Here is a 25494-nt window from a genome sequence, read left to right on the forward strand (position 1 = left end):
CATGTATGGGCAATACATTATTAACACCGATATTTTATGATCATTTAATATGCAAGCCGTTCGCGTTACCCGAATAACTCCCGGAATACGCATAAATATAAGGGAACGACCCAAACCTAAGTGGCAGACAAATGGGTCAGCATAAATGACCTTTTGCTACGATTTAGTCAGGTGTACTTGGTCATGAAAGTTAATTATTGGTGCTCGTGTACAGAGCATAATGTTTCGTTAATCGCTTTCTTGTTAACCAGTTAAGACTCCGATCGGGCGGTGAATGATCTGCCGTCCGATCGGAATTATTTAGATCGATCCCGCATAAGAACCACTACAGCCGCCCATAAAACGGGGCGGCTTTTTGCATTGTGAACGCAATGAAACGTTATCTTCCCGTCATGAATTTGTCATATCCGGCCAAATCAATAACATTATCTTGATCGATTAATTTTCAAAACTTGATCCAGATCAAAGAAAAGGGGCGAGGTGTTACCCCCGCCCCGCTTCATTCAATTCAAACGCCGCTTAGCGCGTGAATTTTTTATATTTGACCCGCTTGGGTTCGATCGAGTCGGCGCCGAGGCGACGGACCTTGTCGGCCTCGTAGGCCTCGAAGTTGCCCTCGAACCATTCGACATGGGCATCGCCCTCGAAGGCCAGGATATGGGTACACAGGCGGTCGAGGAAGAAGCGGTCGTGCGAGATGATGACCGCGCAGCCGGCGAAATCTTCCAGCGCGGCTTCCAGCGCCTGCAGCGTTTCCACGTCGAGGTCGTTGGTCGGTTCGTCGAGCAGCAGGACGTTTCCGCCCGCTTTGAGCAGCTTCGCCATATGGACGCGGTTGCGCTCGCCGCCCGAGAGGACGCCGACTTTCTTCTGCTGGTCGCCGCCCTTGAAGTTGAAGGACGAGCAATAAGCCCGACTGTTGACCTGCGCGTCACCCAGCTCGATCAGTTCCGCCCCGCCCGAGATCTCTTCCCAGACGGTTTTGTTGGGATCAAGCGCGTCGCGCGACTGGTCGACATAGGACAGCTGCACGGTATCGCCATAGCTGACGGTACCGGCATCGGGTTCCTCGTTGCCGGTCAGCATCTTGAAGAGCGTCGATTTACCGGCGCCGTTCGGGCCGATGACACCGACGATGCCGCCCGGCGGCAGGCTGAAGGTCAGGTCTTCGATCAGAAGCTTGTCGCCCATCGCCTTTTTCAGGCCCTCGACCTCGATCACCTTGTTGCCCAGACGTTCGCCGTTCGGGATGATGATCTGGGCACGCGCCAGCTTCTCGCGCTCGGACTGGCCGGCGAGCTCGTTATAGGCGTTGATACGCGCTTTCTGCTTGGCCTGACGGGCTTTCGCGCCGGCGCGGATCCACTCAAGCTCGCGCTCGAGGGTCTTTTGCTTGGCCTTGTCCTCGCGGGCTTCCTGCTCGAGGCGTTTCGCCTTCTGCTCGAGCCAAGCCGAATAGTTGCCCTCGTAGGGGATGCCGCGACCGCGATCGAGCTCGAGGATCCAGCTGGTGATCTCGTCGAGGAAGTAACGGTCGTGGGTGACCGTCAGGATCGTGCCGGGATATTCGATCAGGTGCTTTTGCAGCCAGGCGATGGTTTCGGCATCGAGGTGGTTGGTCGGTTCGTCGAGCAGCAGCATGTCGGGTTGCTCGAGCAGCAGCTTGCAAAGCGCGACGCGGCGGCGTTCACCGCCCGACAGGCTTTCGACATCGGCGTCGTCGGGCGGGCAGCGGAGCGCTTCCATCGCGACGTCGATCTGGCTGTCGAGATCCCAGAGGTTCTCGGCGTCGATCTCGTCCTGCAGCTTGGCCATTTCCTCGGCGGTCTCGTCCGAGTAGTTCATCGCCAGCTCGTTGTAGCGGTCGAGCTTGGCCTGCTTGGCCTTGACGCCTTCCATGACGTTGCCGCGCACGTTCAGCGCTGGATCAAGCTGCGGCTCCTGCGGCAGATAGCCGACGGTCGCGCCTTTCGCGGCCCAAGCTTCGCCGGTGAAGTCCTTGTCGATGCCCGCCATGATGCGCAGCAGCGACGATTTACCGGCGCCGTTGACGCCGACCACGCCGATCTTCACCCCCGGAAGGAAGTTCAGACGGATGTTTTCAAAGACCTTTTTGCCGCCGGCATAGGCCTTGGACACCCCGTCCATATAGTAAACAAACTGGTATGAGGCCATGACCCATCCTCTTGTGACAAATGTGGACCGTTATTTAGGCCATAGCGGCCCAAAGGGAAAGGCGGGCCGCAGTACAAGCCCGCCCGAAGCATGAGGAAAGCACGCCCGAAAGGCGCCCCTGCCACGCCTTAGCGCAACAGATCGTTGAAGCTTTTGTCGAAGGCCGCTTCGAGAAATTCGAACTGCGGTTCGAGCTTGGCCCGCAAAGCGGCGCGGGCCTCGTCGGGGACCGAAAGCTGCGCATTGCCGGCAAAGACCTTGTCGCGCAGGTTGTTGTATTCATGCGGCGGCAGCCCCAGAAAGCTCTCGACCCTGCGCATAACGTCGAGCGGCGTGCGGCTGATCGCGCCGAAGGGCAGGTAGAGCAGCCGCTGCGGACCGAGCTTGGCGTTCCAGCGCGGCATGAATTCGACGTAATTGCCGCGGTCGAGCAGGACCGGATCCTCGATCTCGGTCATCCAGTCCGCCAGCGTCGCGGGTTTGCGCTTGGCACGCGTGATGTTCATCTTGAGCTGGGAGATCGCGCGATCGACCGGATGGCGCACCAGATAGATGAATTTGGCATGGGGCAGGAATCTCGTGACGAATTCGACGCCTTCTTCGGGCAGGGTCGAATATTCGGGCGTCACATCCATCGGCAACATGCCTTCGGGCGCGGGGGCGAAGACCTGCTTATACCATTGGTTGGTGAACATTTTGCCGCGGGTAATCCGCTCGAGATAGGCCTGGACCTCGGCGGGGACATCCTGACCGCGCGCGGCATGGCGCTTTTCGATGCTGGTCCGGCTCATGCGGAAATGCCACGGCAGCCATTTGCGATGCTCTTCGATATAGAGGTAGTTGAAGAACTGGACCTCCTTGAAGGGAGAGCTCCAGACCTTTGGGTGCTGGCCCAGCATCTGGCTTAGCCAGGTGGTGCCGGCCTTTTGCGCGCCGATGCCGATGATCGCCGGCTTTTTCGGCTTGCCCTCGCTATCCCACTTCATACCGACCCCGATCAAAGACTTTCTGACAAACTGTCTAGGCAAAAGACCGGCTTGGCGAAAGGGCGAACTCTGTCAAAAGCCCGATGCCGCAGGCCTTGGCGTGTGGACAGAAGTCGACAAAAATGTCTAAATTGCCTGCATTCGCGGCGCTTCCCGATTTGAGCTGTTTGATTTGAACCGCGCCGCCGACAGGAGTGTTTCATGACGAGTTCCGCCCCGCAAAGAGGCACCACCGCCAATCCCTACAGTGCCGAAGCCCACAAGAACCACCTGACCATCTCGCAGGCGGAGCGCCAGCACCGCATCATGCCGAACCAGATGTGCACCAATTCGCGCATGCAGCTCGACAACATCAACCGGCTGATCGCCGCGGCGGAGAATGAATACCGCCGGACCCTGTCGGATCTGAACACGGAAAACTGGAAAGGTCGCGGCTGGCTGGTGGTGGATTTCATCCACAAAACCTCGATGGCGAGCCTTGATATGGCGGCAAGCCTGCTGCAGATCGCCGCCGGACCTGCGGGCGATCGCGCCCGCGTTGTAGCCGATATCGGCCAGACGGGCAGCGATGTCGCAGGCGCGCTTTCGAGCAAATACCTCTTCGGGCAGGAGCTCTCGACCAAGGACACCGCGCGCACCATGATGGGCCGCGCCCTGACCCATGTGTCGCCGCGCGGCGCGGGCGGGGCTTTTGCCAAAGGGACCGCGGATATCGGCCTGACCGGCTGGAGCAATATCGACAATATCACCGGCGCCCAATCGACCGATGCGCGCAATGCCCGCCTTGCCGAAGCCAGCGTCGACAGCGTGGCCCAAGTGATCCAGCGTGCGGCGGATACGCTCGACAAAGGCACGGCCGGCGGCAACGTGACCGCGCAAAGGGTCGGCGCCGTCGCCCAGCTGAGCCGCTCGATCGCGAGCTACAACCGCGAGGTCGAGGGTGTCTTCGACCGCCGCCTCGAGACCTATACCAGCAACCAAAACAGCCGCGCCTTGGTCAAGGCGGCTTTCGACCGCAACATGACCAACTTCCGCCGTCAGGCGGCCGAGATCACGCGCCTTCTCGCCTCCTGCCAATAGGCGGGGCACAGAGCCAAAAGAAAGGCCGCACCTTTCGGGGTGCGGCCTTTTCGTTTCCGGGTTCTGGGATTGGCTTAAAGCTTGCCCCAGAGATCGTATTCGCCGGCTTCGTCCACCGTGACCTCGACGATATCGCCGGGGGTCAGATGCTCGAAACCCTCGTCGATGAACAGGTTGCCGTCGATCTCGGGCGCATCGGCCTTGGTGCGGCAGGTCGCGCCTTCGTCGTCAACGCTGTCGACGATAACCTCGATGCGCGAGCCGACTTTCGCGGCCAGTTTCGCTTCGGAAATCGCCTGCGCCTTTTCCATGAAACGCTCGAAACGCTCCTGCTTCACCTCGGCCGGAACATGGTCGGGCAGCAGGTTCGCGCGCGCGCCTTTGACGTTTTCGTATTGGAAACATCCCACGCGGTCGAGCTGCGCCTCGTCGAGCCAGTCGAGCAGATATTGGAATTCTTCGTCGGTCTCGCCCGGATAGCCGACGATGAAGGTCGAACGCAGGGTGATATCGGGGCAGTTATCGCGCCATGCGGCGATTTCATCCAGCGTTTTCGCCGAAGCCGCAGGCCGCGCCATGCGCTTGAGCACGTCGCGATGCGCGTGCTGGAAGGGGATGTCCAGATAGGGCAGGATCAGCCCGTCGGCCATCAGCGGCACCAGATCGCGCACATGCGGATAGGGATAGACGTAGTGCAGACGCACCCAGGCGCCGAGGCTACCCAGATCGCGGGCGAGATCGGTGATATGGGCGCGGTGGCCGCGATCCTCGGCGTATTTCAGGTCGAGCCCGTAAGCCGAGGTGTCTTGCGAGATGACCAGCAATTCCTTGACGCCCGCCTGCACCAGCTTTTCGGCCTCGCGTACGACGGCATGGGCCGGACGGCTGACCAGCTTGCCGCGCATATCGGGGATGATGCAGAATTTGCAGGCGTGGTTGCAGCCCTCGGAAATCTTGAGATAGCTGTAATGGCGCGGCGTCAGCGACACGCTCGTGGCCGGCAGCAGGTCGATGAACGGATCGGGCGCGGGCGGCACGGCACCGTGAACGGCGTCCAGAACCTGCTCGTATTGCTGGGGTCCGGTGACCGCCAGAACCGAAGGATGCGCGCCCGTGATGAACTCGGGCTCTGCGCCCAGACAGCCCGTGACGATGACCTTGCCGTTCTCGGCCAGAGCTTCGCCAATCGCTTCGAGGCTTTCGGCCTTCGCGCTGTCGAGGAAGCCGCAGGTGTTCACGATCACGGCTTCGGCGCCTTTGTAATCGGCGCTGATCGCATAGCCCTCGGCGCGAAGGCGCGTCAGGATGCGCTCGCTGTCGACAAGGGCTTTCGGGCAACCCAGCGAGACCATGCCGATAGTCGGCTGACCCTCGCGCCGCACATCGGGGATGGCGGCATTGGCTAGATCGGGACGGAGATTCGGAGGATTGGGATTGGCGCTCATATTCGCGCATATAACGCAGCCGGAAGTCGTGACAAGACAAAGCGTGGCGTTGCTCGCACGATAGTGCCTTCCCAAGTCAAAAAAGTCGCGGCATGCTGACTTGATGAAAGTTAACCTGCACCCGCTTCGCACCGCCGGACTGATCGTCCTTCTGGCCCTGACCACCCTGACCGGCTGCGTTCCGGACGGGGGGAGCACGGCCCGAAAACCGCCGGCGACGCCCGCTCATGATCCGAATTTCACGATGCTCTTCGTGCCGCAGTCGCGCAACGAAGTCGTCGTCATCCGCGACAACCGCGGCGGCAATGTCATGCGCGCGATCAAGCGCCGCAACGAGCTGGAACGCTGGGGCGGGCGGGTCGAGGTCCGCGGCTATTGCGGCTCGGCCTGCACGCTTTTCATCACTTTGCCCAATGCCTGTCTTGGTCCGGGGGCAGTGGTGGGCTTCCATGCGCCGCGCATTCCCAACACGACCTATATCCCGCCCGGCGTCGACGAGATCATGGCGCTTTACTACCGCAACGGCATTCTGGCGCGCTGGAACGAGACATGGAAGCGCTCGCTCGAGATCAAGAAGATCACCGCCAAGGAATATGTCCGGCTTGACCCCCAAACCAAGCTTTGCCGCTAGGCACGCGGCGGCCACCGGATCTGCAGGCGGTCTTTCCCGCAGCCTTTTCCCAAGACAAGGCCCGCGCCTCGAAAGAAGCGCGGGCCTTTTTCATGCCGCCGGAAAAGCGGGTGCTTTTATTCGCGCAGCCGCCAGCCCGTGGCAAAAATCCAGCGGATCACCGCAAGGCAGATCAGCAGCATGATCGTCACCGCAACCAGCGACGACATCACCGGCACATCCGCCATATCGAAGAACGACCAGCGGAACCCCGAAACGAGATAAAGCACCGGATTGAGCTTGGCGACGCTTTCCCAGAAGGGCGGCAGCATCGAGGCCGAATAGAAGGCCCCGCCAAGGAAGGTCAGCGGCATGATCACCATCATCGGCACGATCTGGAGCTGCTCGAAATTCTTCGCCCAAAGCCCGATGATGAAGCCCAGAAGCGAGAAACTGACGGCGGTCAGGACCAGAAAGACCAGCATCCAGACCGGATGGGCGATATGGACGCCGTTGAACCAGAAGCTGGTGAGCAAGATGATGACCGCGATCAGGATTGCCTTGCTGGCGGCGGCACCGACGAAACCTGCGGTGACCTCGATCCAGCCGGCGGGCGAGACGAGATATTCGTAGATCGTGCCCGAGAATTTCGGGAAGTAGATGCCGAAACTCGCATTCGAGACCGATTGCTGCAAAACCGTCAGCATCATCAGACCCGGCACGATGAAGGCGCCGTAAGGCACATCGTCGACCGTCTGGATCCGCCCGCCGATCGCCGCGCCGAAGACCACGAAGTAAAGCACGGTCGACAGGACCGGCGAGGCCACCGATTGCCAGATCGTTCGGAAAAACCTGTTCATTTCATGCGCATAGATTGCGCGAACCGCGAGCCAGTTCATTCTGCGCCCTCCAGAAGCGACATGAAGACCTCTTCGAGAGAGGATTCCTTGGTGCCGACATCGCGCACTGCCACACCGCGCGCGCTCAGGCCCGCCAGAAGGCGCGCGATGCCGGTGCGCTCGGCGCGGGTGTCGTAGGAATAGGTGATATGGAGCCCGTCCGCCGACAGCACCAGCGCCTCGGCGACCTCGGGATCGAGATCGGCAGGCAGGGCGCTCAGCGGCTCATAAAGATCGACCGTAAGTTGCTTCTTGCCGAATTCGCCCATCAGCTCGGCAGTGGGTTTGACCAGCATCAGCTGGCCCTTGTTGATCACCCCGATGCGGTCGGCCATTTCCTCGGCCTCTTCAAGGTAATGCGTGGTCAGGATGATGGTGACGCCGCGCTTGCGCAATTCGTCGACGACCAGCCACATCTCGCGGCGCAAGGCGACATCGACCCCCGCCGTCGGCTCGTCGAGAAACAGGACCTTCGGGCGGTGCGACAGCGCCTTGGCGATCAGCACGCGCCGCTTCATCCCGCCCGACAGCTCGCGGGTGCGGGCGTCGCGCTTGTCCCATAGCGCCAGACTGCGCAGCACCTCTTCGAGATAGGCGTCGTCGGGGGCCTCCCCGTAAAGGCCGCGGGTGAAGCGGACGCAATCGATGACCTTCTCGAAAGGCTCGAGCGCGATTTCCTGCGGCACCAGACCGATCAGGCGGCGTGCGGCGCGCCAATCCTTGCGGATGTCGTGGCCGCCGACCCGCACCGTGCCCGAACTGGGCGAGACCAGCCCGCAAATCGTCGAGATCAGCGTCGTCTTGCCCGCGCCATTGGGGCCGAGCAAGGCGAGGATCTCGCCTTCGTTGATGTTCAGGCTCACGTCGTTCAGCGCAAAGGTGCCGCTGCCGTAACGCTTGCTCAGGTGATCGACTTCGACAATCGGGGTCATGGGACTTCCTTCCTTGCCTCGCGTCCGAGGCTTTGCCGCAGGCCATCTTCGCCCGCCCCATAACCGTTCCTGACGGGCTGGGGCCAAAGCGGCATGCGGCGCCTCTCGGGGCAGATCAGATAGCGTTACCAAAGCATCGGGGCAAGACAAACCTCTAAAGGGTTGCCAATGACTGTGGTCCGCGCGGCAGATCTGCGCCGCGAAGGCAGGCAAAGCGCCCTGCCCGTCACCACATGGTTTTCGCGGCGCGTTCGGGCCAGTCCTGATCGTAACGCGCCCCGTCGAACGCGCCCCCGCTCAGCCGGTCGAGGATCGCGCCGGCGCTCGGCTGGCCCTCCGCATCGCTGATCCCCGCCCAAAGCCCCGCCCGCATCACCGCGCGGGCGCATTGGAAATAAGCCTCGGCGACCCTAAGGACGACGACCGTGCGCGGGGCCTTGCCCTGACGCGCGAAGCTGCCGCAAAGCTCGGCATCATCGGTCACCCGCGCCATGCCGCGCACACGCAGCACATTGTTCGAGCCTCGGATCATGAACATCACGCTCGCGCGCCCGTCGGCCGCGATATTGCGCAGGCTGTCGATGCGGTCGTTGCCGCGCCAATCGGGGATGGCGACATGTTTGGGATCGAGCACCCGCGCCACCGGACCATCGTCGCCGCGCGGGCTGGCATCGACCTCGCGCGGGCCGAAGGTCGCCAGCACGCAAAAACGCGAGGCCTCGAGCATGGTGCGGTAATCGGGGGTGATGTGATCCGTGACCTTATCCAGCGCCGCAGCCCCCGGGTTTCCGTAAATCCCCGACAGATCCTCGCCGGTCAGCCATTTCATGATCGCGTCACGCCCCCTGCTTCGGCAAGCAACGCATCGCTTGCGGTTTCGATGGTGGTATATAGCTCGGACATGAAGGTTGCATGATCGCTCTCGGGTCCGATTTCGGGGAGAAATTCGATGATCGAGACCCCCGAGCGGAAGGGAAATCCCTTTTTCGGCCAGAAGACCCCGCAATTGACCGCGACCGGCACCACATTCAGGCCGGTATCGCCGCGCACCACTGCTACGCCGTGTTTGTATTTGCGCTTCTCGCCGGGCTGGGTGCGGGTGCCCTCGGGATAGATCACGAGCTGGCCGAGCCCTTCGGGACGGGCCTGCGCGATGCGGATCTCCGCGCCGATCTGCTTCATCGCATCCGAACCGCGCGAGCGGTCGATCGGGATGCAGCCTGCCTTGCGCGCGAAATAGCCCATGATCGGCACATAAAGCAGCACGCGCTTCATGATGAAGGCGCATTGCGGCACGGAATTGGCGATGGCGAGAATGTCGAGAAAGCTCTGGTGCTTGGCGGCGACGATGCATTCGCCTTTGGGCGGCGTGCCGCGAACTTCGACACGGATGCCGAGGATGACGCGCGCCGCCAGCAACAATTGCCCCGACCAGGCGACGCCCAGACGATGCGCGCCCATCTGGGTCAGCATCACGACCGGAAACCACAAGATCCCCATGACCAAGGTTACCAGCGCGATCCAGATGTAGAAAAGGATCGCGCGCGGCCAGGCAAGGATGCCGTGTTGGCGCGGATGGTAACGGTCACGGTGGTCGGCGATCCGGCGCTTTTGATCCGGTCGGTCGGGCGCGGCCATTACCGCACCTCGCGCAGGATTTTCAGCGCGGCCCAACGGGTGGCCAGAAAGCCGATCCCAGCCCAGATCACCGGAATGAGCAACGGCAAAAGCCAGCTCCAGCCCTGGAAGCCGAGCCCCGTGAGGAAGCTGCCGGCCTGATCCATCCCCGGCAAAAGCAGCATAGCGAGCATGGCGACAGCCGTTCCGATTGCCGCCCCCGTCGCCGCGCGGCGGGTAAAGCGGCGCACAAAGGCGGTCGCGATGGTAATGTCGCGCGCACCGATCTGGCGCAGCACACGGATGACCTGCCCGTTGGCGGCCAATGCCGCTTTGGCGGCAAGGGTGATCATCGCGCCCGAGGTCGCAACAATCAGCAAGAGCGAGAAAATACCCAGCAGTTTCAAACGGCCGGCAGCGCTGACCAGCGGCTGGCGCCAGCGGGTATGGTCATCGACCACCGCACCGGGTGCTTCTGCCTGAAGACGCAGCTGCAGCGCCTCGGAATCGAAATCGGCGGTTTGGGTCACTTCGATCAGCTTGGGCACCGGCAAAGCATCGACCGGCACATCGGGACCGAACCACGGTTCGAGCAGCTTCTCGACCTCTTCGTCGCTGACCACGGCAGTAGCCGTGACGCCGGGGGTCGATTTCAGCACATTGAGCACGGCAGAGGTCTGCTGCTCCATTTCGGCGGCGGGGGCCGAAACGCGGATCGTCACGGTCTGGGCCAGAGATTCCGACCAGCGCTCGGCCAGACGGCCGGTGGCCAGCGCCAGAGCCAGCGCGAAAACCGCCAGAAAGGCCATTGCGGCCGCCGAGAAAAGCGTCAATTGCGCGGTGAAACCCGTCGGCGGCACGACACGGTCGGCAATGCCGCCGTCCGAGCGCATCAGGCTGCGCCACAGAGCCGCGAGATCCAGCGATTTCAGATCGGGTTTCTTCACAGATCCGCTCCTGCCAGTTGCAGCGATTTGCCCGCGATCCGCAGCACGCGCGCCGAAACCATCGTCTTGGCGGCGCGGATCAGGTTGAGGTCATGGGTGGCGATCAGCACCGATTTGCCCGAGCGGTTCAGCTCGACCAGCAGCTGCAACAGCCGCATCGACATGTCCCAGTCGAGGTTGCCGGTCGGCTCGTCGGCCAAAATCAGATCGGGCGACAGGATGACGGCGCGGGCCAAAGCCGCGCGCTGGCGCTCGCCCCCCGACAGTTCGGGCGGCATGGCGCGGGCATGGCTGGTCATCTGCACCCAGACCAGCAACTGGCGCAGCTCGTCCATGTCGATGGGCTGGCCCGAAACAGTCAAAGGCAGCGCGACGTTTTCGGCAACCGGCAGGTGATCGAGAAATTGCGGGTCCTGATGGACAACCCCGACACGGCGGCGCAAAGCGGCAATCCCGTCGCGGCCAAGCGTGGTCACATCCTGATCGAAGGCCGTCAGCACGCCCTTGGTCGGCAGCAGATCGGCAAAGCACAGGCGCATGAATGTGGTCTTTCCCGAACCGGAGGGCCCGGTCAGGAAATAGAACGATCCCGGTTGAAGGCTGAGCGACATATCCGTCAGCAACTCGCCTCCGCCGTGATACCCAAATGACACACCCTGCATTTCGATCACGATCACCTCCTTTTCCCCGTGCTTCTTGGCGCGGGGGATGTCGCTTGATAGAACAGCTTGGCGGCGAAGGCGAGACGCCAGTGAAATCAACTCTGCGGAATCACGCGCCGATTCGAGAAACGGAAAGAGACCGATGCGGCTGACCTGCCCGAACTGCGACGCGCAATATGAAATCGACGATGCGCTGGTGCCGCCTCAGGGACGGGATGTCGAATGTTCGGCCTGCGGACAGGTCTGGTTCCAGCCCGGCGCGCAAGCCGCATTCCAGCCGAGCTTCCAACCCAGCAGCCCGCCCGCCGCGTTCCAGCCCAGCTTTCAACCCAGTTTCCAGCCGGATTCCCGATCAGGCGCAGCGCAGGATGCCGCCGCCGACCAACAGGCCCGTCCGCTGAACCGGCAGCTGAGCGCCTCGGTCCTTTCGATCCTGCAAGACGAGGTCGATTTCGAGCGCCGCGCCCGCGAGGCCGACCGCGAGGGCACGCCCCGCGCCGCTGCCGGCCCCCAAGAGCGCGACCAGCCCGAGGACCGCACGGCCGCGGATGACAAAGATGCGGGCGAAGCCTTCGATTTCCCGCTGGTCGACTGGCCGGCAACGACCGTGACCGGCCCCGAACTGGCCGCGCCGCAACCGCAGGACCACCCCCAACCCCAAGCGCCCGCCTATCACGTCCCGCCGCTGGTCCTGCCCGATGCCGAAAAGCTCGCGGCGACGCTTCATGCGCCAAGCCAGCCCGCGCCCGCTCCGGAGCCGGCAGAAGCCGAAAGGCTGGCGGATAAAGTCGTGCACCGCTCTGGCGGCGCATCCCATGACGACACTTGGTCCTTGCCCGGCGATACCGAGGAAGAGGTCGGCGACCGCGACCTGTTCGCGCCGAGCGAACCCGTCGATCTGCCGCCCGACCAGCCATACATGGAAATTGGCGCAGGCGCCGACACCAAACCCTCTGCGGCAGCCTTGCCCGATACGACCGCCGCAAGCGCGAACGCCGCACCAGTAGCAGCTCCCGCGCCGCAGGCCCCGACCGAAGAGCCGCCCGCCCACGGCCCGCGCCACTTCCTGCCCGCGACCGTCACCGAGGACGACATTCCCGCAGGTGCCGCCGGCTACCGGACCGGCTTTGCGATTGCGGTCATGCTGATGCTTTTGGCGGTGACCTTTTACTTCCTCGCCCCCCGCCTCGCCGGTCAGGGCGAATTCGGCGCGCGGATGATGGAATGGCACCAGATGATCGATCAGGCGCGCTTCTGGCTGCGCGACCAGATCGCGGGCCTCTTCGGCGCGGCCTGATACGGGTCGCCCGAAACGCGCTCCGCTCGGCGGGCGGCTCTGACTGCCCCCTTTTCCGCGCTCAGAACTTCTCCAGCAGCCGCCCGAGATAGTCGCGCTCGTCCTCGCTGCGCTCGCGATCGCCCAGACGGCGGCGGATCTCGTCGAGCACGCCGCGCGCCTGTTGCTGCGGATCGAGCCCTTCGGGCAGAGCCCCGTCGCCGATGATATTGTTGCCCTGACCCGAGCGCTGGCGGCCCAGAGGATCGGTACCCGGCTGGCGCGAATAGGGCAGCGCAAGACCGCGCTGGCCCTGCGGATCGCCGTTCTGGCCTTCGGGGCCGTCCTGAGCCTGACCGCTTTGCTGGCCCTGTTGCTGTTGGCCCTGCTGACCCTGCTGCTCGGCCATCATATCGCCCAAAGCGCGCATGCCTTCGCGCATGGCTTGCACGGCCTCGGCCTGCCGCTCCATCGCGCCGACCGCATCGCCGTCGCGCAGGGCCTGCTCGGCCTCTTCCATCGCGCGACCGGCCTGATCGAGCTGGCGTCCGGCCTGATCGCCCTGTTCGGTGCCCTGCCCCGGCAACAGCCCGCGCTGGCGACCCAAAGCCTCGCGCAGACGGCGCTGGCGGTCGGCAAAGCTGCCCTCGCCGCCCGGCTGTCCTTGCTGGCCCGGCTGTCCTTGCTGGCCGGATTGACCCTGTTGGCCCTGCTGCGGCTGGCCCTGCTGGCCCTCGCTGCCCTGCTGTTCCCCGCCCTGCTGCTCGCCGTTCTGCTGCTGGCCGAAGGGGTCCTGCATGAACTGGTTCTGAAGATCGCGCATGATCTCGTCCGAAAGACGCTGCTGGTCGCGCAGGCTTTCCGCAAGACGGTTCATCGGACGACGCCCCACCCCGTTCGCATCCTCGGATTCCGAGATCTGGAGGTTTTCCATCATGCGGTTGAACTGTTCGAGCAACTCCTGCGCCTCGGACATGCGGCCTTCGTTCATCAGGCGCTGGATCTCGTCCATCATCTGCTGGATCTGGTCGCCGGTGACCTGCTGGCGGTTTTGCTGCGGCGAGCGGTCGAAGCGTTGCGAGGGATCCTGTCCCTGCTGCGCGAGCATCTCGGTATAGGCGTCGGTGGCCGCGCGCAGCTCTTCCATCAGGCGCTGGACCTCGTCGGGGCTCGCGCCGTTGCGGATCGCCTCCGAGAGACGTTCCTGTGCCTGTTTCATCCGCGCCAGAGCATCCGATAGCCCGCCATCCTCCAGCGCGATCGCCGCATCCCACAGCATCTGCGCCATTGCATCGCGCGCCTTGTCGTCGAGCGGCCCCGCCTCGAGGGTCGAAATCGCGCCGCGCAGACCCATGACAAGGGTCTCGTCCATCGCGCCCTCGGGCTGCCATGTCACCGCGCGCAGAACCTCGGCGCCGCGGATGCGGTTTTCGCGCGACCACATCAGGTCGCGCCGCATCTCGATCAGCGCGGCGGCAAGCGGGTCAAAGAAACGCCGCCCCGGCAGGATCGTATGCATCGGCTCGGATTGGCCCTCCTGATCGATCCCGTCGAGGACCTGCAACCGCACAACCACGGGCAGGTTCGCCCACGGGTGCCGCGAGAGATCGGCGACCAGCTGCCCGCGCAGATCCTTGCGCGTGCCGGTCGCAGGCAGGGGCAGATCAAGCGCGATCTCCTCGCGCTGCTCGGGATCGACCGCCAGACCGAAGCGGCGGTCAACCGCGCCGAGATCCAGCGAAATCAGTGCCTTGCCCGCCGCGATACCGTTGTCGTCGCTGGCGGTGAATTCCTGCACCAGACGCCCGTCCGCGCGCCGAGTCGGCTGTGCTCCGGCCGAGACAACCGGCAAGGCGTCGGGCTGGACGGTAACGGCAAAGCGCCGCCCCGAGACGGTGATCACCCCATCCTGTTCCGCAACGAAGGCGGGCGCCATCGGATCGGGTTTGTCCTGAGCGAGCGCGGGCCCGATATCTTGCGAAACGGCCGCATCATCGCCGTAAAGGCGGAAGCTGATCGTACTGCCTTTGGGCAGGACGAGGGTATCCTCCACAGGCAGGGCATTGAGATAGATCGTCGGGCGGCGGGTATAGGCGGGCGGCTGGGCCCAGCCTTCCCAACCGGGGCCGCTTTCGACGGTGGGGGCCTGTTGCGGTAAGGGCCGGAAAGTCGCGCCGAGCGCCGCAATTCCCTGACCGATCTGGCCCGAAGGCGCGAAGACCATGACCATGGCCAACGCCGTCAGCCCGACCAGACGCAGCCCGAAAGGATCGCGCCGTGCAAGCTGGGGATCGGGGGGAATGGGGCTGGCTTGCTCTGCGCCCGCGCGCATCCGCGCCTGATGGGCCTGCCACAGTTCGAGCGAGCCCGCATCCTCGCCGCCCAAGGCCTGACGGTCGCGCAGGGCCGAAAGCGGACGCCCCTCGAGGGTGGCATCGACGCGGGCGCGGGCGGCCTCGCGGCTCGGGCGGCGAAAGCGCCACAGACCCCAACCGGCGCTGGCAGCAAGCGCGAGCCCCGCGAACACGAGGCCCGCCAGCAAAGCATTGCGCGAAAGTCCTGAGGTCAGGCCGAAGGCCAAAGCGGCAAGCCCAAGCCCCACCACCACCAGCAGCGGCCAGAAGGCGCGGGCAAGCTCTTCCCAGATCATCCCCGCCCGCGTCAGCGTGATCGCCGTCGCGACACGGCGGCTGTCGGCTGCCGCCGCATTGCGGCTTTTCGCGTGATCCTCGGGAGCGTTCATGCCCGGCGCATTCCCCTTTTACGTCTGCGGCGACTATTCCACGGCCTCGGGCGGGGAACAAGCGCGGCTATCCGCGCCCGCCCCCGCCTTGCCGCGGCCCTGACCTTGGCCGGAGCTTTGGCCAGAGCACCGCAAAACCGGCCTTATCCGGCCATCCACGCGGGAATGCTATCACGCGCAATGATTTCCTCGACCGAGGGACGGGCGCGGATGACGGCGAATTGATCGCCCGAAACCAGAACCTCGGGGACCAGAGGCCGCGTGTTGTATTCGGAAGCCATGACCGCGCCGTAAGCACCGGCCGAGCGGAAGGCGACCAGATCGCCCTCGGACAGGCGGTTCAACTCCATCCCCTTCTCGAAAGTGTCGCCGGTCTCGCAGACGGGGCCGACCACGTCGAAAGCCGACACTTCGGCGGCAACGGCAGGTTCGAGCACCGGCACGATGTCGTGATGCGCGCCATACATCGCCGGACGCATCAGATCGTTCATCGCCGCGTCGAGGATCAGGAAATCGCGGCCCTCGCCTTCCTTGAGATAGACGACCGAAGACAGCAGGATTCCCGCATTGCCCGAGATGTTGCGGCCCGGTTCGATCTCGATCTCGCAGCCGAGGTCACCAACCGTCTCGCGGATGACTTGACCGTATTCGATCGGCAAAGGCGGCGCGTTGTTGTCGCGGCGGTAAGGAATGCCCAAGCCGCCGCCCATATCGAGGCGGATGATCTCGTGGCCGTCCGCGCGCAGATCACGGGTGAGCTGGGCCATTTTTGTATAGGCCTCGCGGAAGGGCTGCAGATCGGTGAGCTGGCTGCCGATATGCATGTCGACGCCGACGACCTTGATCCCCGGAAGCGTCGCGGCATAGGCATAGACGGCGCGCGCCTTGGCGATCGGAATGCCGAATTTGTTCTCCGATTTGCCGGTCGCGATTTTCTCGTGGGTATGGGCATCGACATCGGGATTGACGCGCAGCGCGATCGGGGCGCTGAGGCCCATATCGGTCGCAACGCGCGACAGGCGGTCCAGCTCGGGCTCGGATTCGACGTTGAACTGGCGGATGCCGCCCGAAAGCGCCTGACGCATTTCCTCTTCGGTTTTGCCCACGCCCGAAAAAACGATGCGCTCGCCCGGAACGCCTGCGGCTTTCGCACGGGCATATTCGCCGCCCGAGACCACATCCATCCCCGCGCCGAGATCGGCCAGAACCTTCAGGACGGCGACGTTGGAATTCGACTTCACCGCAAAGCAGATCAGGTGATCCGTCCAGTCCAGCGCCTTCTGGAGCTGCTGGAAATGGCGCGTCAGCGTGGCGGTCGAATAGACATAGACCGGCGTTCCGACCGCTTCGGCGATCTTGGTGAGCGGCACGTCCTCGGCGCAAAGGACGCCGTCGATATAGTTGAAATGGTCCATCAGGCGATCCTGCGAGAACGGATGAAAAGATAGAGAGGCAGCGCGCAACCGATGCCGAGCCACAGGGCCGGCAAGGCGAACAGCGCCGCCCAGTTGCGCCGTATCGAGGTTTCGATCAGGCACCACAAGGCCAGAGTGCCCATAGCCAGCCATTCGGTTGGCCGCACCGACACCGGCTGCGGTCCCGAAGCCCAAAGCCCCAGCACCGCACCGGCAATCGCAAGCCCGAGCCAGACCAGCCGGAGCGGCGTCAGATCAGAGCGAAGAGACGACACCGATCCGCGCCTCGCCGCTGACCGCTATGCCCGGAGGCGGCGTCTCGTGGGTCGAGGGAGAGATCGGAGGCCCGTCGACGCCGCAAGCGGCCAGCGCCAGAAGCGCGATCAAGGGCAGAAGCTTCATGCGAGGATGTCCTTCCAGCGGGCGATCTGTTTGCGCACCTGATCGGGGGCGGTGCCGCCATAGCTTTGACGCGAGGCAACCGAATTATGCACGCCCAGAACGGTAAAGATATCCTGCGTGATGGCGGGGTTGACCGATTGCATCTCGTCGAGCGTCAGATCCGGCAGGTCGATCCCCTGCTTTTCGGCCATGGCGACCAAAGTGCCCGTGACATGGTGGGCGTCGCGGAACGGCAGCCCCGCCTCGCGCACCAGCCAATCGGCCAGATCGGTCGCGGTCGAGAAGCCCGAGCCCGCCGCCGCTTCCAGCTTGTCGCGGTTCGCGGTCAGATCGGTCAGCATCCCCGACATGGCGGCCAAGGCCAGCATCAGGTTGTCGGCGGCGTCAAAGACCTGCTCTTTGTCTTCCTGCATATCCTTGGAATAGGCCAAGGGCAGGCCCTTCATCACGACGAACAAAGCGACCGCCGCGCCAAGGATGCGGCCAATCTTGGCACGGATCAGCTCGGCCGCATCGGGGTTTTTCTTCTGCGGCATGATCGAAGAGCCGGTCGAGAAGCGGTCCGACAGCGTGACGAAACGGAATTGCGCCGAGGACCAGATCACCAGCTCTTCGGCCAGACGCGACAGATGGACCGCGCAGATCGCAGCCGAGGACAGGAACTCCAGCGCGAAATCGCGATCCGAGACCGCATCAAGGCTATTGGCCATCGGACGGTCAAAGCCCAGCGCCTCGGCGGTGGCATGACGGTCGATCGGGAAACTTGTCCCTGCCAGAGCCGCCGCACCCAAGGGTGATTCGTTCATGCGCTTGCGGGCATCCTCGAAACGCGATTTGTCGCGGCCGAACATCTCGACATAGGCCATCATATGGTGGCCCCAGGTCACCGGCTGCGCGGTTTGCAGATGGGTAAAGCCCGGCATCACCCAATCGGCGCCCTTTTCGGCCTGCGACAAAGCGGCGCGGATGAGCTGCTCGAGACCCGCGATCACGGCATCCGCCTGATCGCGCACCCACAGACGAAAGTCCGTCGCGACCTGATCATTGCGCGAACGCGCCGTGTGCAGGCGGCCTGCGGGCTCTCCGATGATCTCTTTGAGGCGCGATTCCACGTTCATGTGGATGTCTTCCAACGCGGTTTTGAACGGGAAATCGCCGGCCTCGATCTCTGACAAGACCGTGAGCAGGCCTTCCCCGATCGCCTTCTCGTCGTTAGGGCTAATGATGCCTTGTGCAGCCAGCATGGCGGCATGGGCCCGACTGCCGCGGATGTCCTGCGCGTAGAGCCGCTTGTCGAACCCGATCGAGGCGTTGATCGCCTCCATGATCGCGTCGGGACCTGCGGCGAAACGGCCGCCCCACATGGCGTTGGCGGAGTTGTCGGACTGCTCGGTCATATTCTACCCTTCGGAGGTCACATGCTTCGTTCTCTTCTGCTTTATACGGCGCTGGTTATCGGTGCAAATGCCGCAACGGCCGGAGAGATCGACTTCGATGCCGCCCATGCCAACGGTCTATCCAAACTGACCGCGACCGAGGCGACCCCTGTCACCGATGCGGTCTTTTACGATCCCGAAGGCGGCGAGCACCAGCTTCAGGATTATGCGGGAAAGGTCGTGATGCTGAACTTCTGGGCGACATGGTGCGCGCCCTGCCGCGAGGAAATGCCCTCGCTCGACGCGGTTCAGGCGGAAATGGGCGGCGACGATTTCGTGGTCGTCGCCTTGGCCACCGGCCGCAACCCTTTGCCCGGCATCGAGAAATTCTTCGAAGAGACCGGCGTCTCCAATCTGCCGATCCTGCTTGATCCCAAGCAGCAGATCGCCCGCCCGATGGGGGTCATGGGCATGCCCGTGACCGTGCTCATCGACCGCGAGGGCAACGAGCGCGCCCGTCTGATCGGCGGCGCCGACTGGTCGAGCGAGGCCGCCAAACAGGTCATCCGCGAGCTGCAAGCCCCCTGACCGGCGCGTGGCAATCGCAGGTCGTGAGGTGGTCGTTGACCAATCCGCAGGCCTGCATGAAGGCATAGCAGATCACCGGTCCGCAGAATTTGAAGCCGTTTTTCTTGAGCGATTTCGACATGGCTTCGGATTCTGCGGTCTTGGCGGGCACCTCGCCGATGGTCGCGAAACTGTTCTGGATCGGACTGCCGCCCACGAATCCCCACAAATAGGGCGAGAATCCCTCGCGTGATTCGATCTCGAGATAGGCGCGCGCATTGCTGACCGCGCCCTCGATCTTGCCGCGATGGCGAATGATTCCGGGATTGCTTAACGCGGCCTCTACCTCGGCGGTGCCCCAGTTCGCGACCCGTTCGGGGTCGAAACCCTCGAAAACCTCGCGGAAATTATCGCGTTTGCGCAGGATGGTGATCCAGCTCAGACCCGCTTGAAATCCGTCGAGAATCAGCTTTTCCCACAGGCTGCGGCTGTCGTATTCGGGCACGCCCCATTCGGTGTCGTGATAGTCGGTGTAGAGCGGGTCGGTCCCGCACCAGTCGCAGCGTTTCGTCATATCGGGTTAACCTCGAATCCAGATAGGCTCTGCGCATTTACGCCTTTTAAGGGAACATCCTCCAGTCTGCGTGAAGTTGGTAAGGAGTCCCGTCATGTCGATTAATCTCACGCCGCCGGGTGGGCGCAGTTCTCCGCTGGATTTCGCAATGGACCAGCAGGCGCGCAAAACGATGGAAATGGTCCAGCGCGCGGTCTTGCGGCGCGATGCCGTACTGGCTTTTCAGCCGGTGGTGCAGTCGGAACGTCCCAACCGCCCCGCTTTCTACGAAGGGCTGATCCGCGTGATGGATGAAACCGGCCGTTTCATCCCGCTCAAGGATTTCATGCCGCAGGCCGAAACCATCGAACTCGGACGCCAGATCGACTGCCTCTCGCTCGCGCTCGGCCTGAAAGCTCTGGCCGAGGAACCCGCGTTGCGCCTCTCGATCAACATGTCGGCGCGCTCGATCGGCTATCCGGAGTGGATCAAGACCCTGCGCGAAGGCGTGGCGCAGGATCCGCGAATCTCCGAGCGGATGATTCTCGAAATCACCGAAAGCTCGGCGATGGACATGCCCAATGTCGTGAACCGTTTCATGACGGAGTTGCAGGACCACGGCGTCAGTTTCGCGCTGGACGATTTCGGTGCGGGCTATACCTCGTTCCGCTATCTGCGCGATTTCACCTTCGACATGATCAAGATCGACGGCCGCTTTATTCGCGAAATCTCCGAACATCCCGACAATCAGGTCCTGACGCGCGCGCTGCAAAGCATTGCCCATCACTTCGACATGTTCACCGTCGCGGAATCGGTCGAGACCGCAGAAGATGCCGCCTATCTCATTGATATGGGTATAGACTGCATGCAGGGCTTCTATTTCGGCGCTCCGACGATCGTGCCGCCCTGGCGCTCTCCGGAAGCCTCCGCCCGCCGCTCCTGAGTGGCCCGAAGCCGGTAGATCTCGAGCGCTCACGCACGGCTTCACGTGAAATCCTGTGCGCTGTGCAGCCGCCCCATAGGGCCGCGCTCTGCCCTTCGGCACGATCAAGCAGGGACAATTTCGGCAAATCAGCCTTTGGTGCGAGCCGTGATCTTGACGTTGCGCCATCAATAAGGGTCACTTGCTTTCAATGGCCGGACAATCGGCCTTCAAGAAACAGGAGATCCATCCATGACCAAGGCCGTCATCGTCTCTGCTGCGCGCACGCCAGTAGGAAGCTTCATGGGCGCTTTTGCACATGTCCCCGCTCATGATCTTGGCGCTGCCGTCCTGCGTGCCGTCGTCGAACGCGCCGGCATCGATCCCGCCGAAGTCAGCGAGACGATCCTCGGTCAGGTGCTGACCGCAGGCCATGGCCAGAACCCTGCCCGTCAGGCCCATATCAACGCCGGCTTCCCCAAGGAATCGGCGGCATGGCTGATCAACCAGGTCTGCGGCTCGGGCCTGCGCAGCGTTGCGCTCGCGGCCCAGCAGGTGCTGCTTGGTGATGCCACGATCGTCGCGGCGGGCGGTCAGGAATCGATGTCGCTCGCGCATCACTCGGCCTATCTGCGCGCCGGCCAGAAGATGGGCGACATGAAGATGACCGATACGATGATCTTCGACGGGCTGTGGGACGCGTTCCACAATTACCACATGGGCCAGACGGCGGAAAACGTCGCCAAACAGTGGAATATCTCGCGCGAAGAGCAGGACCGCTTTGCCGTCGCCTCGCAAAACAAAGCCGAAGCCGCACAGAAAGCCGGCAGCTTCGTGGACGAGATCGCCCCCTATATCGTCAAATCCAAGAAGGCCGAGGTCGAGATCAACGCCGACGAATATATCCGCCACGGCGCGACCTACGAGGCCATGGAAAAGCTGCGTCCGGCCTTCGTCAAGGACGGCTCGGTCACGGCGGGCAATGCCTCCGGTCTCAACGACGGCGCGGCCGCGGTGCTCGTGATGACCGAAGACGAGGCCGCGCGCCGCAATCTGACGCCGCTGGCCCGCATCGCCTCCTTCGCTACGGTGGGCGTCGATCCCTCGATCATGGGCACCGGCCCGATTCCCGCCAGCCGCAAGGCGCTGGCCAAAGCGGGCTGGTCGGTCGGCGATCTCGATCTGGTCGAGGCGAACGAGGCTTTTGCCGCACAGGCCTGCGCGGTCAACAACGACATGGGCTGGGATCCGTCGATCGTGAACGTCAACGGCGGCGCCATCGCCATCGGCCACCCGATCGGTGCGTCGGGTGCGCGTATCCTGAACACGCTTTTGTTCGAAATGAAGCGCCGCGAAGCAAAAAAAGGGCTCGCCACGCTCTGCATCGGCGGCGGCATGGGCGTCGCCATGTGCCTCGAGCGCCCTTAAGTTTGAATAATCCCGTGCGCAACTATGTTGCGCGCGGGAGGCCTGTTTGATAATTGAATTACTGAGCTGATCTTTCTAGGAGGGGGAAATAATGAGCAAAGTCGCAATCGTTACGGGGGGATCTCGCGGAATCGGTGCTGCCATTTCGAAGGCATTGCATGCTGCGGGATATACGGTAGCGGCCAATTACGCGGGCAATGACGATGCCGCACGCGCGTTCACCGCGGAAACCGGCATCAAGACCTATAAATGGTCGGTCGCCGATTACGACGCCTGTGTTGCGGGCATCAAACAGGTCGAGGAAGAGCTGGGGCCGGTCGCCGTTCTGGTCAACAATGCCGGTATCACGCGCGACACGATGTTCCACAAAATGAGCGTCCAGCAGTGGAAAGAGGTCATCGACACCAACCTGAGCGGGCTGTTCAACATGACCCAGCCGGTCTGGACGGGGATGCGCGACCGCAAATTCGGCCGCATCATCAATATCAGCTCGATCAACGGCCAGAAGGGTCAGGCCGGTCAGGTCAACTATTCGGCCGCCAAAGCGGGCGATATCGGCTTTACCCGCGCTCTGGCGCAGGAAGGTGCGCGTGCGGGCATCACCGTGAACGCGATCGCGCCGGGCTATATCGGCACCGAAATGGTCCGCGCGATTGATGAAAAAGTGCTCAACGAGCGCATCATCCCGCAGATCCCCGTCGGGCGCCTCGGCGAACCCGAAGAAATCGCGCGCGCCGTGGTCTTCCTCGCCGCCGATGATGCCGGCTTCATCACCGGATCGACCATTTCGGCCAACGGCGGGCAGTTCTTCGCATAAGGCACCGTGCCCCGGGCACAAAAGCCCGACAGAAACAAGAATGGCCCGCAGCAATCTGCGGGCCATTCACATTCGGGCTCTTCACATCTTGCGTTTGAAATCTGGTGCAAATGTCGCCGGTAATCAGTGCGACAGACGGGTGATTTCCTCCTTCAGCCGCATCTTTTCCTTCTTCATTTGCGAAATGTTCAGGTTATCAGTGCTGGGAGAGCGTTCCGCGGCCTCAACGGCCAGCGCCAGCGATTGATGTTTACGGCGAAGTTCCTCCACATGGGAAGCAACCGACATGTCGTCCTCCTTCATAAAACCAGTCGAACCTCATCAGTTCACCATAGTTTCATGATTCTGTCACCGGATTTAAGCATCGGGGTGAACGAGCGCCGCCCCTTCGCGCAGCACAGCCTGCGCCTCGGCGGAAAGGTCCTCACCATCCTGTAAATGCTCGCTTTTTTCGTGCATCACGAAAGGAGCAAGCAACCGCAGCGGAGTGCGCGCGCCCTTCCGCGCGGTCACAATGATGCGACCGGCATCGCGCCCGTGGCGGGCCGCGACCGGCAGAACGGTAACCGCCCCCGCATGAGGCGAGAGCGCGCAGAGAACCTCCGACAAGCGGTCCGCGCGCTGGATCAAGGTCAGCCATCCTTTGGGCTTGAGCCGCTTGAGCGCGGTCGAGATCCACAGGTCAAGCGCGGTCGCCTCGTGGCGCGCAGTGCCGCGACCAAGATCGGGGGCCGGTGTGCCGCCCAGAAAATAGGGAGGGTTGGCGATAACATGGTCGAAACTGCGCTGGCGCAGCACCAAAGGCATATCCGCCAGATCGCCGGTGACGATCTCGGCGCTCAGCCCGTTGGCTTGGGCATTCTGCCGCGCCAGATCGGCATAATTTTCCTGAAGCTCCAGTCCCGACAGCGCCAGCCCCTTCACCCGCCAACCCAGACACAGCAGCGCCACGCCCGCGCCGCAGCCGAGCTCCAACACGCTTTCGCCCGGTTGTGCTGGACAGGAGGCCGCCAGCATGACTGGATCGGCTCCCGCCAGATAGCCGCCCACGGGCTGCGCGATCCGCAAACGCCCGCCCAGAAAGCCGTCATAGCGCAGGGTCGCGCCCTCGCCTGCCGGATCTTCAGGGCCGCCCGACACGCCGCCGGTCAGGCCTGTGTCCAAACCGTCAGAGGATATCATGATCGCGCAAAATCGCGGAGGCCATGAAGTGGTCGCGATCGGCCACCATCAGGCGTCGCGGCAGGATCCCGATCGAGCCTTCGAGCACGCTCATATGCTCGTCGAGCGGAAAAGCCGTGATCCCCTCCGAGGCCAAAAGATCGGCCGCGCGGGTCACAAGCAGGGGGTTGGTGGTTCGCAGAACTTCCTTCATCGTGACAAAAGACTAAGCGGAGGTTGCGAAACTGTCCATGCCGTGGCAATTGCTGGCTGCGAAAGGGGTCGCAGATGGGTATGAACGAAAACGTCGCAAAGCCGCTGGATCAGCTTCTGGAGCTGTTGGCAGACGATATGAACGCGGTCGGTACGCTTTTGAGCGAACGGATGTCGAGCCGTCATGCCCCGCGCATTCCCCAGGTCACAGCGCATCTGATCGGCGCCGGCGGCAAGCGTCTGCGCCCGCTTCTGACGGTGGCGGCGGCGCGCCTGTTCGACTATCAGGGCACGCATCACCAGCTTTTGGCCGCGACGGTCGAATTCATCCATACCGCGACGCTTCTGCATGACGATGTGGTCGACGAAAGCAAACAGCGCCGCAACCGCCCGACCGCGAACCTGCTCTGGGACAACAAATCCAGCGTTCTGGTCGGCGATTACCTTTTCAGCCGCAGCTTCCAGCTGATGGTCGAGACCGACAATATGCGCGTCATGAGCATTCTCGCCAATGCCAGCGCCACGATCGCCGAGGGCGAGGTTCTCCAGCTGACGGCGGCGCAGGATCTGGCCACCAACGAGGACATCTATCTTCAAGTCGTGCGCGGCAAGACCGCGGCGCTGTTCTCGGCCGCGACCGAGGTCGGCGCGGTGATCGCGGGTGCCTCGGAAGAGCAGATCAAGGCGCTCTTCGATTACGGCGACGCGCTCGGCATCGCGTTCCAGATCGTCGACGACCTGCTCGATTACACCGGCGCGTCCGAGACGATCGGCAAGAATACCGGCGATGATTTCCGCGAGCGCAAGCTGACGCTGCCGGTGATCAAGGCCGTGGCGAAATCGGACGAGGCCGAACGCGCCTTCTGGACGCGTACCATCGAAAAGGGCGACCAGCGCGACGGCGATCTCGACGAGGCGATGCGCATCATGAACCGTCACGCCGCTCTGGAAGACGCCCGCAAGGATGCTCTGGCATGGTCGGCCCGCGCCCGCGCCGCTCTCGAAGCGCTGCCGCAAAGCCAATTGCGCGACATGTTGAGCGATCTTGCCGATTTCGTGACTGCCCGCGTCGCCTGATCCGGACAGTTTCGGCGCAGGCCACGCCCTCGGCGCGCAAGGCAAGGCGCTGATTGCACGGGGAAAAGCCCGCGAACGGCAAGGCTCCGCCGATTTTCGCGCGCATTCATCACCTGTTCATCACCTCTCGGTCAGGCAGGTTCTCAACCTGCCCGTCTTGCTGTAATGTCCTTTCCAAAGGCCGGATCCAC

26 protein-coding genes are annotated in these 25494 nt (G+C 63.1%); 8 read left to right on the forward strand and 18 right to left on the reverse strand.

Features of this window, described 5'->3' with window-relative positions; translation table 11 throughout:
• Window positions 1-519 precede the first annotated feature (519 nt).
• Entirely contained in the window at window positions 520-2175 is a 1656-nt protein-coding gene (ettA, locus tag ACFFUC_RS00115) for an energy-dependent translational throttle protein EttA (protein ID WP_377682397.1), read from the reverse strand.
• A 128-nt stretch (window positions 2176-2303) separates the two neighbouring features.
• Complete coding sequence (locus tag ACFFUC_RS00120) at window positions 2304-3161, reverse strand: sulfotransferase family protein (RefSeq protein ID WP_377682399.1); 858 nt, start codon at window positions 3159-3161, stop codon at window positions 2304-2306.
• 201 nt (window positions 3162-3362) lie between these two features.
• Here ACFFUC_RS00120 and ACFFUC_RS00125 point away from each other — a divergent pair, with 201 nt between their 5' ends.
• A complete protein-coding gene (locus ACFFUC_RS00125) occupies window positions 3363-4241 on the forward strand; it encodes a hypothetical protein (protein ID WP_377682401.1) in 879 nt (292 codons plus the stop codon).
• A 74-nt stretch (window positions 4242-4315) separates the two neighbouring features.
• Here ACFFUC_RS00125 and rimO read toward each other — a convergent pair whose 3' ends face one another.
• A complete protein-coding gene (gene rimO / locus ACFFUC_RS00130; protein ID WP_377682403.1) occupies window positions 4316-5686 on the reverse strand; it encodes a 30S ribosomal protein S12 methylthiotransferase RimO in 1371 nt (456 codons plus the stop codon).
• A 103-nt stretch (window positions 5687-5789) separates the two neighbouring features.
• On the opposite strand from rimO, the gene ACFFUC_RS00135 reads away from it, so the two are divergent.
• Complete coding sequence (locus ACFFUC_RS00135; RefSeq protein WP_377682405.1) at window positions 5790-6317, forward strand: hypothetical protein; 528 nt, start codon at window positions 5790-5792, stop codon at window positions 6315-6317.
• Between the two features lie 116 nt (window positions 6318-6433).
• On the opposite strand, the gene ACFFUC_RS00140 is transcribed toward ACFFUC_RS00135, so the two are convergent.
• The 6 genes from ACFFUC_RS00140 to ACFFUC_RS00165 all read right to left on the reverse strand — a co-directional run bounded on the left by ACFFUC_RS00140 (window position 6434) and on the right by ACFFUC_RS00165 (window position 11362).
• Complete coding sequence (locus ACFFUC_RS00140; protein ID WP_377682407.1) at window positions 6434-7195, reverse strand: ABC transporter permease; 762 nt, start codon at window positions 7193-7195, stop codon at window positions 6434-6436.
• Entirely contained in the window at window positions 7192-8127 is a 936-nt protein-coding gene (locus tag ACFFUC_RS00145) for an ABC transporter ATP-binding protein (protein ID WP_377682409.1), read from the reverse strand. Before ACFFUC_RS00145 ends, ACFFUC_RS00140 begins: the two co-directional genes overlap by 4 nt.
• 226 nt (window positions 8128-8353) lie before the next feature.
• Complete coding sequence (locus ACFFUC_RS00150; RefSeq protein ID WP_377682411.1) at window positions 8354-8956, reverse strand: MSMEG_1061 family FMN-dependent PPOX-type flavoprotein; 603 nt, start codon at window positions 8954-8956, stop codon at window positions 8354-8356.
• On the reverse strand, window positions 8953-9765 hold the full coding sequence (locus ACFFUC_RS00155) for a lysophospholipid acyltransferase family protein (protein WP_377682413.1): 813 nt from the start codon (window positions 9763-9765) through the stop codon (window positions 8953-8955). Before ACFFUC_RS00155 ends, ACFFUC_RS00150 begins: the two co-directional genes overlap by 4 nt.
• Window positions 9765-10691 carry a cell division protein FtsX gene (locus ACFFUC_RS00160; protein WP_377682415.1) on the reverse strand — a complete coding sequence of 309 codons (927 nt, stop codon included), beginning with the start codon at window positions 10689-10691 and terminating at the stop codon, window positions 9765-9767. Before ACFFUC_RS00160 ends, ACFFUC_RS00155 begins: the two co-directional genes overlap by 1 nt.
• Window positions 10688-11362 carry a cell division ATP-binding protein FtsE gene (locus ACFFUC_RS00165; protein WP_377682417.1) on the reverse strand — a complete coding sequence of 225 codons (675 nt, stop codon included), beginning with the start codon at window positions 11360-11362 and terminating at the stop codon, window positions 10688-10690. The genes ACFFUC_RS00160 and ACFFUC_RS00165 overlap by 4 nt, the downstream gene beginning before the upstream one ends.
• A 133-nt stretch (window positions 11363-11495) precedes the next feature.
• Between ACFFUC_RS00165 and ACFFUC_RS00170 the strand changes: the two genes are divergently transcribed.
• On the forward strand, window positions 11496-12650 hold the full coding sequence (locus ACFFUC_RS00170; RefSeq protein ID WP_377682418.1) for a zinc-ribbon domain-containing protein: 1155 nt from the start codon (window positions 11496-11498) through the stop codon (window positions 12648-12650).
• Between the two features lie 61 nt (window positions 12651-12711).
• Here the strand turns inward: ACFFUC_RS00170 and ACFFUC_RS00175 are convergent, their stop codons facing one another.
• From ACFFUC_RS00175 to argH, 5 genes are all read right to left on the reverse strand, one after another.
• Complete coding sequence (locus ACFFUC_RS00175) at window positions 12712-15372, reverse strand: DUF4175 domain-containing protein (RefSeq protein WP_377682420.1); 2661 nt, start codon at window positions 15370-15372, stop codon at window positions 12712-12714.
• A 143-nt stretch (window positions 15373-15515) separates the two neighbouring features.
• On the reverse strand, window positions 15516-16787 hold the full coding sequence (gene lysA / locus ACFFUC_RS00180) for a diaminopimelate decarboxylase (protein WP_377682421.1): 1272 nt from the start codon (window positions 16785-16787) through the stop codon (window positions 15516-15518).
• A complete protein-coding gene (locus ACFFUC_RS00185) occupies window positions 16787-17062 on the reverse strand; it encodes a DUF2834 domain-containing protein (RefSeq protein WP_377682423.1) in 276 nt (91 codons plus the stop codon). The genes lysA and ACFFUC_RS00185 overlap by 1 nt, the downstream gene beginning before the upstream one ends.
• Window positions 17043-17189, reverse strand: coding sequence for an argininosuccinate lyase (locus tag ACFFUC_RS00190; RefSeq protein ID WP_377682425.1), 147 nt, complete (start codon window positions 17187-17189; stop codon window positions 17043-17045). The genes ACFFUC_RS00185 and ACFFUC_RS00190 overlap by 20 nt, the downstream gene beginning before the upstream one ends.
• On the reverse strand, window positions 17186-18586 hold the full coding sequence (argH, locus tag ACFFUC_RS00195; protein ID WP_377682427.1) for an argininosuccinate lyase: 1401 nt from the start codon (window positions 18584-18586) through the stop codon (window positions 17186-17188). Before argH ends, ACFFUC_RS00190 begins: the two co-directional genes overlap by 4 nt.
• 21 nt (window positions 18587-18607) lie before the next feature.
• Here argH and ACFFUC_RS00200 point away from each other — a divergent pair, with 21 nt between their 5' ends.
• Window positions 18608-19153: a TlpA disulfide reductase family protein gene (locus tag ACFFUC_RS00200; RefSeq protein ID WP_377682428.1), complete on the forward strand. Its 546-nt coding sequence runs from the start codon at window positions 18608-18610 to the stop codon at window positions 19151-19153.
• On the opposite strand, the gene ACFFUC_RS00205 is transcribed toward ACFFUC_RS00200, so the two are convergent.
• Window positions 19128-19706 carry a DNA-3-methyladenine glycosylase I gene (locus ACFFUC_RS00205; protein WP_377682430.1) on the reverse strand — a complete coding sequence of 193 codons (579 nt, stop codon included), beginning with the start codon at window positions 19704-19706 and terminating at the stop codon, window positions 19128-19130. The two genes, ACFFUC_RS00200 and ACFFUC_RS00205, sit on opposite strands and share 26 nt — an antisense overlap.
• Before the next feature lie 94 nt (window positions 19707-19800).
• Here ACFFUC_RS00205 and ACFFUC_RS00210 point away from each other — a divergent pair, with 94 nt between their 5' ends.
• From ACFFUC_RS00210 to phbB, 3 genes are all read left to right on the forward strand, one after another.
• Window positions 19801-20628, forward strand: coding sequence for an EAL domain-containing protein (locus ACFFUC_RS00210; RefSeq protein ID WP_377682431.1), 828 nt, complete (start codon window positions 19801-19803; stop codon window positions 20626-20628).
• A gap of 231 nt (window positions 20629-20859) precedes the next feature.
• The gene (locus ACFFUC_RS00215; protein WP_377682433.1) at window positions 20860-22035 is read left to right on the forward strand and encodes an acetyl-CoA C-acetyltransferase; all 1176 of its coding nucleotides are present in this window, start codon (window positions 20860-20862) and stop codon (window positions 22033-22035) included.
• A gap of 91 nt (window positions 22036-22126) precedes the next feature.
• Window positions 22127-22852: an acetoacetyl-CoA reductase gene (phbB, locus tag ACFFUC_RS00220; RefSeq protein WP_377682435.1), complete on the forward strand. Its 726-nt coding sequence runs from the start codon at window positions 22127-22129 to the stop codon at window positions 22850-22852.
• Window positions 22853-22975: 123 nt separating this feature from the next.
• On the opposite strand, the gene ACFFUC_RS00225 is transcribed toward phbB, so the two are convergent.
• The 3 genes from ACFFUC_RS00225 to ACFFUC_RS00235 all read right to left on the reverse strand — a co-directional run bounded on the left by ACFFUC_RS00225 (window position 22976) and on the right by ACFFUC_RS00235 (window position 24227).
• A complete protein-coding gene (locus tag ACFFUC_RS00225) occupies window positions 22976-23140 on the reverse strand; it encodes a YdcH family protein (RefSeq protein ID WP_377682436.1) in 165 nt (54 codons plus the stop codon).
• Between the two features lie 69 nt (window positions 23141-23209).
• Entirely contained in the window at window positions 23210-23950 is a 741-nt protein-coding gene (locus tag ACFFUC_RS00230; RefSeq protein ID WP_377683578.1) for a tRNA1(Val) (adenine(37)-N6)-methyltransferase, read from the reverse strand.
• A 70-nt stretch (window positions 23951-24020) separates the two neighbouring features.
• A complete protein-coding gene (locus tag ACFFUC_RS00235; protein ID WP_377682438.1) occupies window positions 24021-24227 on the reverse strand; it encodes a putative signal transducing protein in 207 nt (68 codons plus the stop codon).
• Window positions 24228-24301: 74 nt separating this feature from the next.
• Between ACFFUC_RS00235 and ACFFUC_RS00240 the strand changes: the two genes are divergently transcribed.
• A complete protein-coding gene (locus ACFFUC_RS00240) occupies window positions 24302-25303 on the forward strand; it encodes a polyprenyl synthetase family protein (protein ID WP_377682439.1) in 1002 nt (333 codons plus the stop codon).
• Window positions 25304-25494 lie beyond the last annotated feature (191 nt).

Origin of the sequence: Paracoccus cavernae (genome assembly GCF_042430175.1) — a bacterium.
Classification (GTDB): Bacteria; Pseudomonadota; Alphaproteobacteria; order Rhodobacterales; family Rhodobacteraceae; genus Paracoccus; species Paracoccus cavernae.

What these genes read in the sequence shown, in the direction of transcription:
- ettA (WP_377682397.1), bottom strand. Translation starts at nt 2,175, where the DNA reads ATGGCCTCATACCAGTTTGTTTACTATATGGACGGGGTGTCCAAGGCC.
- ACFFUC_RS00120 (WP_377682399.1), bottom strand. Translation starts at nt 3,161, where the DNA reads ATGAAGTGGGATAGCGAGGGCAAGCCGAAAAAGCCGGCGATCATCGGC.
- ACFFUC_RS00125 (WP_377682401.1), top strand. Translation starts at nt 3,363, where the DNA reads ATGACGAGTTCCGCCCCGCAAAGAGGCACCACCGCCAATCCCTACAGT.
- rimO (WP_377682403.1), bottom strand. Translation starts at nt 5,686, where the DNA reads ATGAGCGCCAATCCCAATCCTCCGAATCTCCGTCCCGATCTAGCCAAT.
- ACFFUC_RS00135 (WP_377682405.1), top strand. Translation starts at nt 5,790, where the DNA reads ATGAAAGTTAACCTGCACCCGCTTCGCACCGCCGGACTGATCGTCCTT.
- ACFFUC_RS00140 (WP_377682407.1), bottom strand. Translation starts at nt 7,195, where the DNA reads ATGAACTGGCTCGCGGTTCGCGCAATCTATGCGCATGAAATGAACAGG.
- ACFFUC_RS00145 (WP_377682409.1), bottom strand. Translation starts at nt 8,127, where the DNA reads ATGACCCCGATTGTCGAAGTCGATCACCTGAGCAAGCGTTACGGCAGC.
- ACFFUC_RS00150 (WP_377682411.1), bottom strand. Translation starts at nt 8,956, where the DNA reads ATGAAATGGCTGACCGGCGAGGATCTGTCGGGGATTTACGGAAACCCG.
- ACFFUC_RS00155 (WP_377682413.1), bottom strand. Translation starts at nt 9,765, where the DNA reads ATGGCCGCGCCCGACCGACCGGATCAAAAGCGCCGGATCGCCGACCAC.
- ACFFUC_RS00170 (WP_377682418.1), top strand. Translation starts at nt 11,496, where the DNA reads ATGCGGCTGACCTGCCCGAACTGCGACGCGCAATATGAAATCGACGAT.
- ACFFUC_RS00175 (WP_377682420.1), bottom strand. Translation starts at nt 15,372, where the DNA reads ATGAACGCTCCCGAGGATCACGCGAAAAGCCGCAATGCGGCGGCAGCC.
- lysA (WP_377682421.1), bottom strand. Translation starts at nt 16,787, where the DNA reads ATGGACCATTTCAACTATATCGACGGCGTCCTTTGCGCCGAGGACGTG.
- ACFFUC_RS00190 (WP_377682425.1), bottom strand. Translation starts at nt 17,189, where the DNA reads ATGAAGCTTCTGCCCTTGATCGCGCTTCTGGCGCTGGCCGCTTGCGGC.
- argH (WP_377682427.1), bottom strand. Translation starts at nt 18,586, where the DNA reads ATGACCGAGCAGTCCGACAACTCCGCCAACGCCATGTGGGGCGGCCGT.
- ACFFUC_RS00200 (WP_377682428.1), top strand. Translation starts at nt 18,608, where the DNA reads ATGCTTCGTTCTCTTCTGCTTTATACGGCGCTGGTTATCGGTGCAAAT.
- ACFFUC_RS00205 (WP_377682430.1), bottom strand. Translation starts at nt 19,706, where the DNA reads ATGACGAAACGCTGCGACTGGTGCGGGACCGACCCGCTCTACACCGAC.
- ACFFUC_RS00210 (WP_377682431.1), top strand. Translation starts at nt 19,801, where the DNA reads ATGTCGATTAATCTCACGCCGCCGGGTGGGCGCAGTTCTCCGCTGGAT.
- ACFFUC_RS00215 (WP_377682433.1), top strand. Translation starts at nt 20,860, where the DNA reads ATGACCAAGGCCGTCATCGTCTCTGCTGCGCGCACGCCAGTAGGAAGC.
- phbB (WP_377682435.1), top strand. Translation starts at nt 22,127, where the DNA reads ATGAGCAAAGTCGCAATCGTTACGGGGGGATCTCGCGGAATCGGTGCT.
- ACFFUC_RS00225 (WP_377682436.1), bottom strand. Translation starts at nt 23,140, where the DNA reads ATGTCGGTTGCTTCCCATGTGGAGGAACTTCGCCGTAAACATCAATCG.
- ACFFUC_RS00235 (WP_377682438.1), bottom strand. Translation starts at nt 24,227, where the DNA reads ATGAAGGAAGTTCTGCGAACCACCAACCCCCTGCTTGTGACCCGCGCG.
- ACFFUC_RS00240 (WP_377682439.1), top strand. Translation starts at nt 24,302, where the DNA reads ATGGGTATGAACGAAAACGTCGCAAAGCCGCTGGATCAGCTTCTGGAG.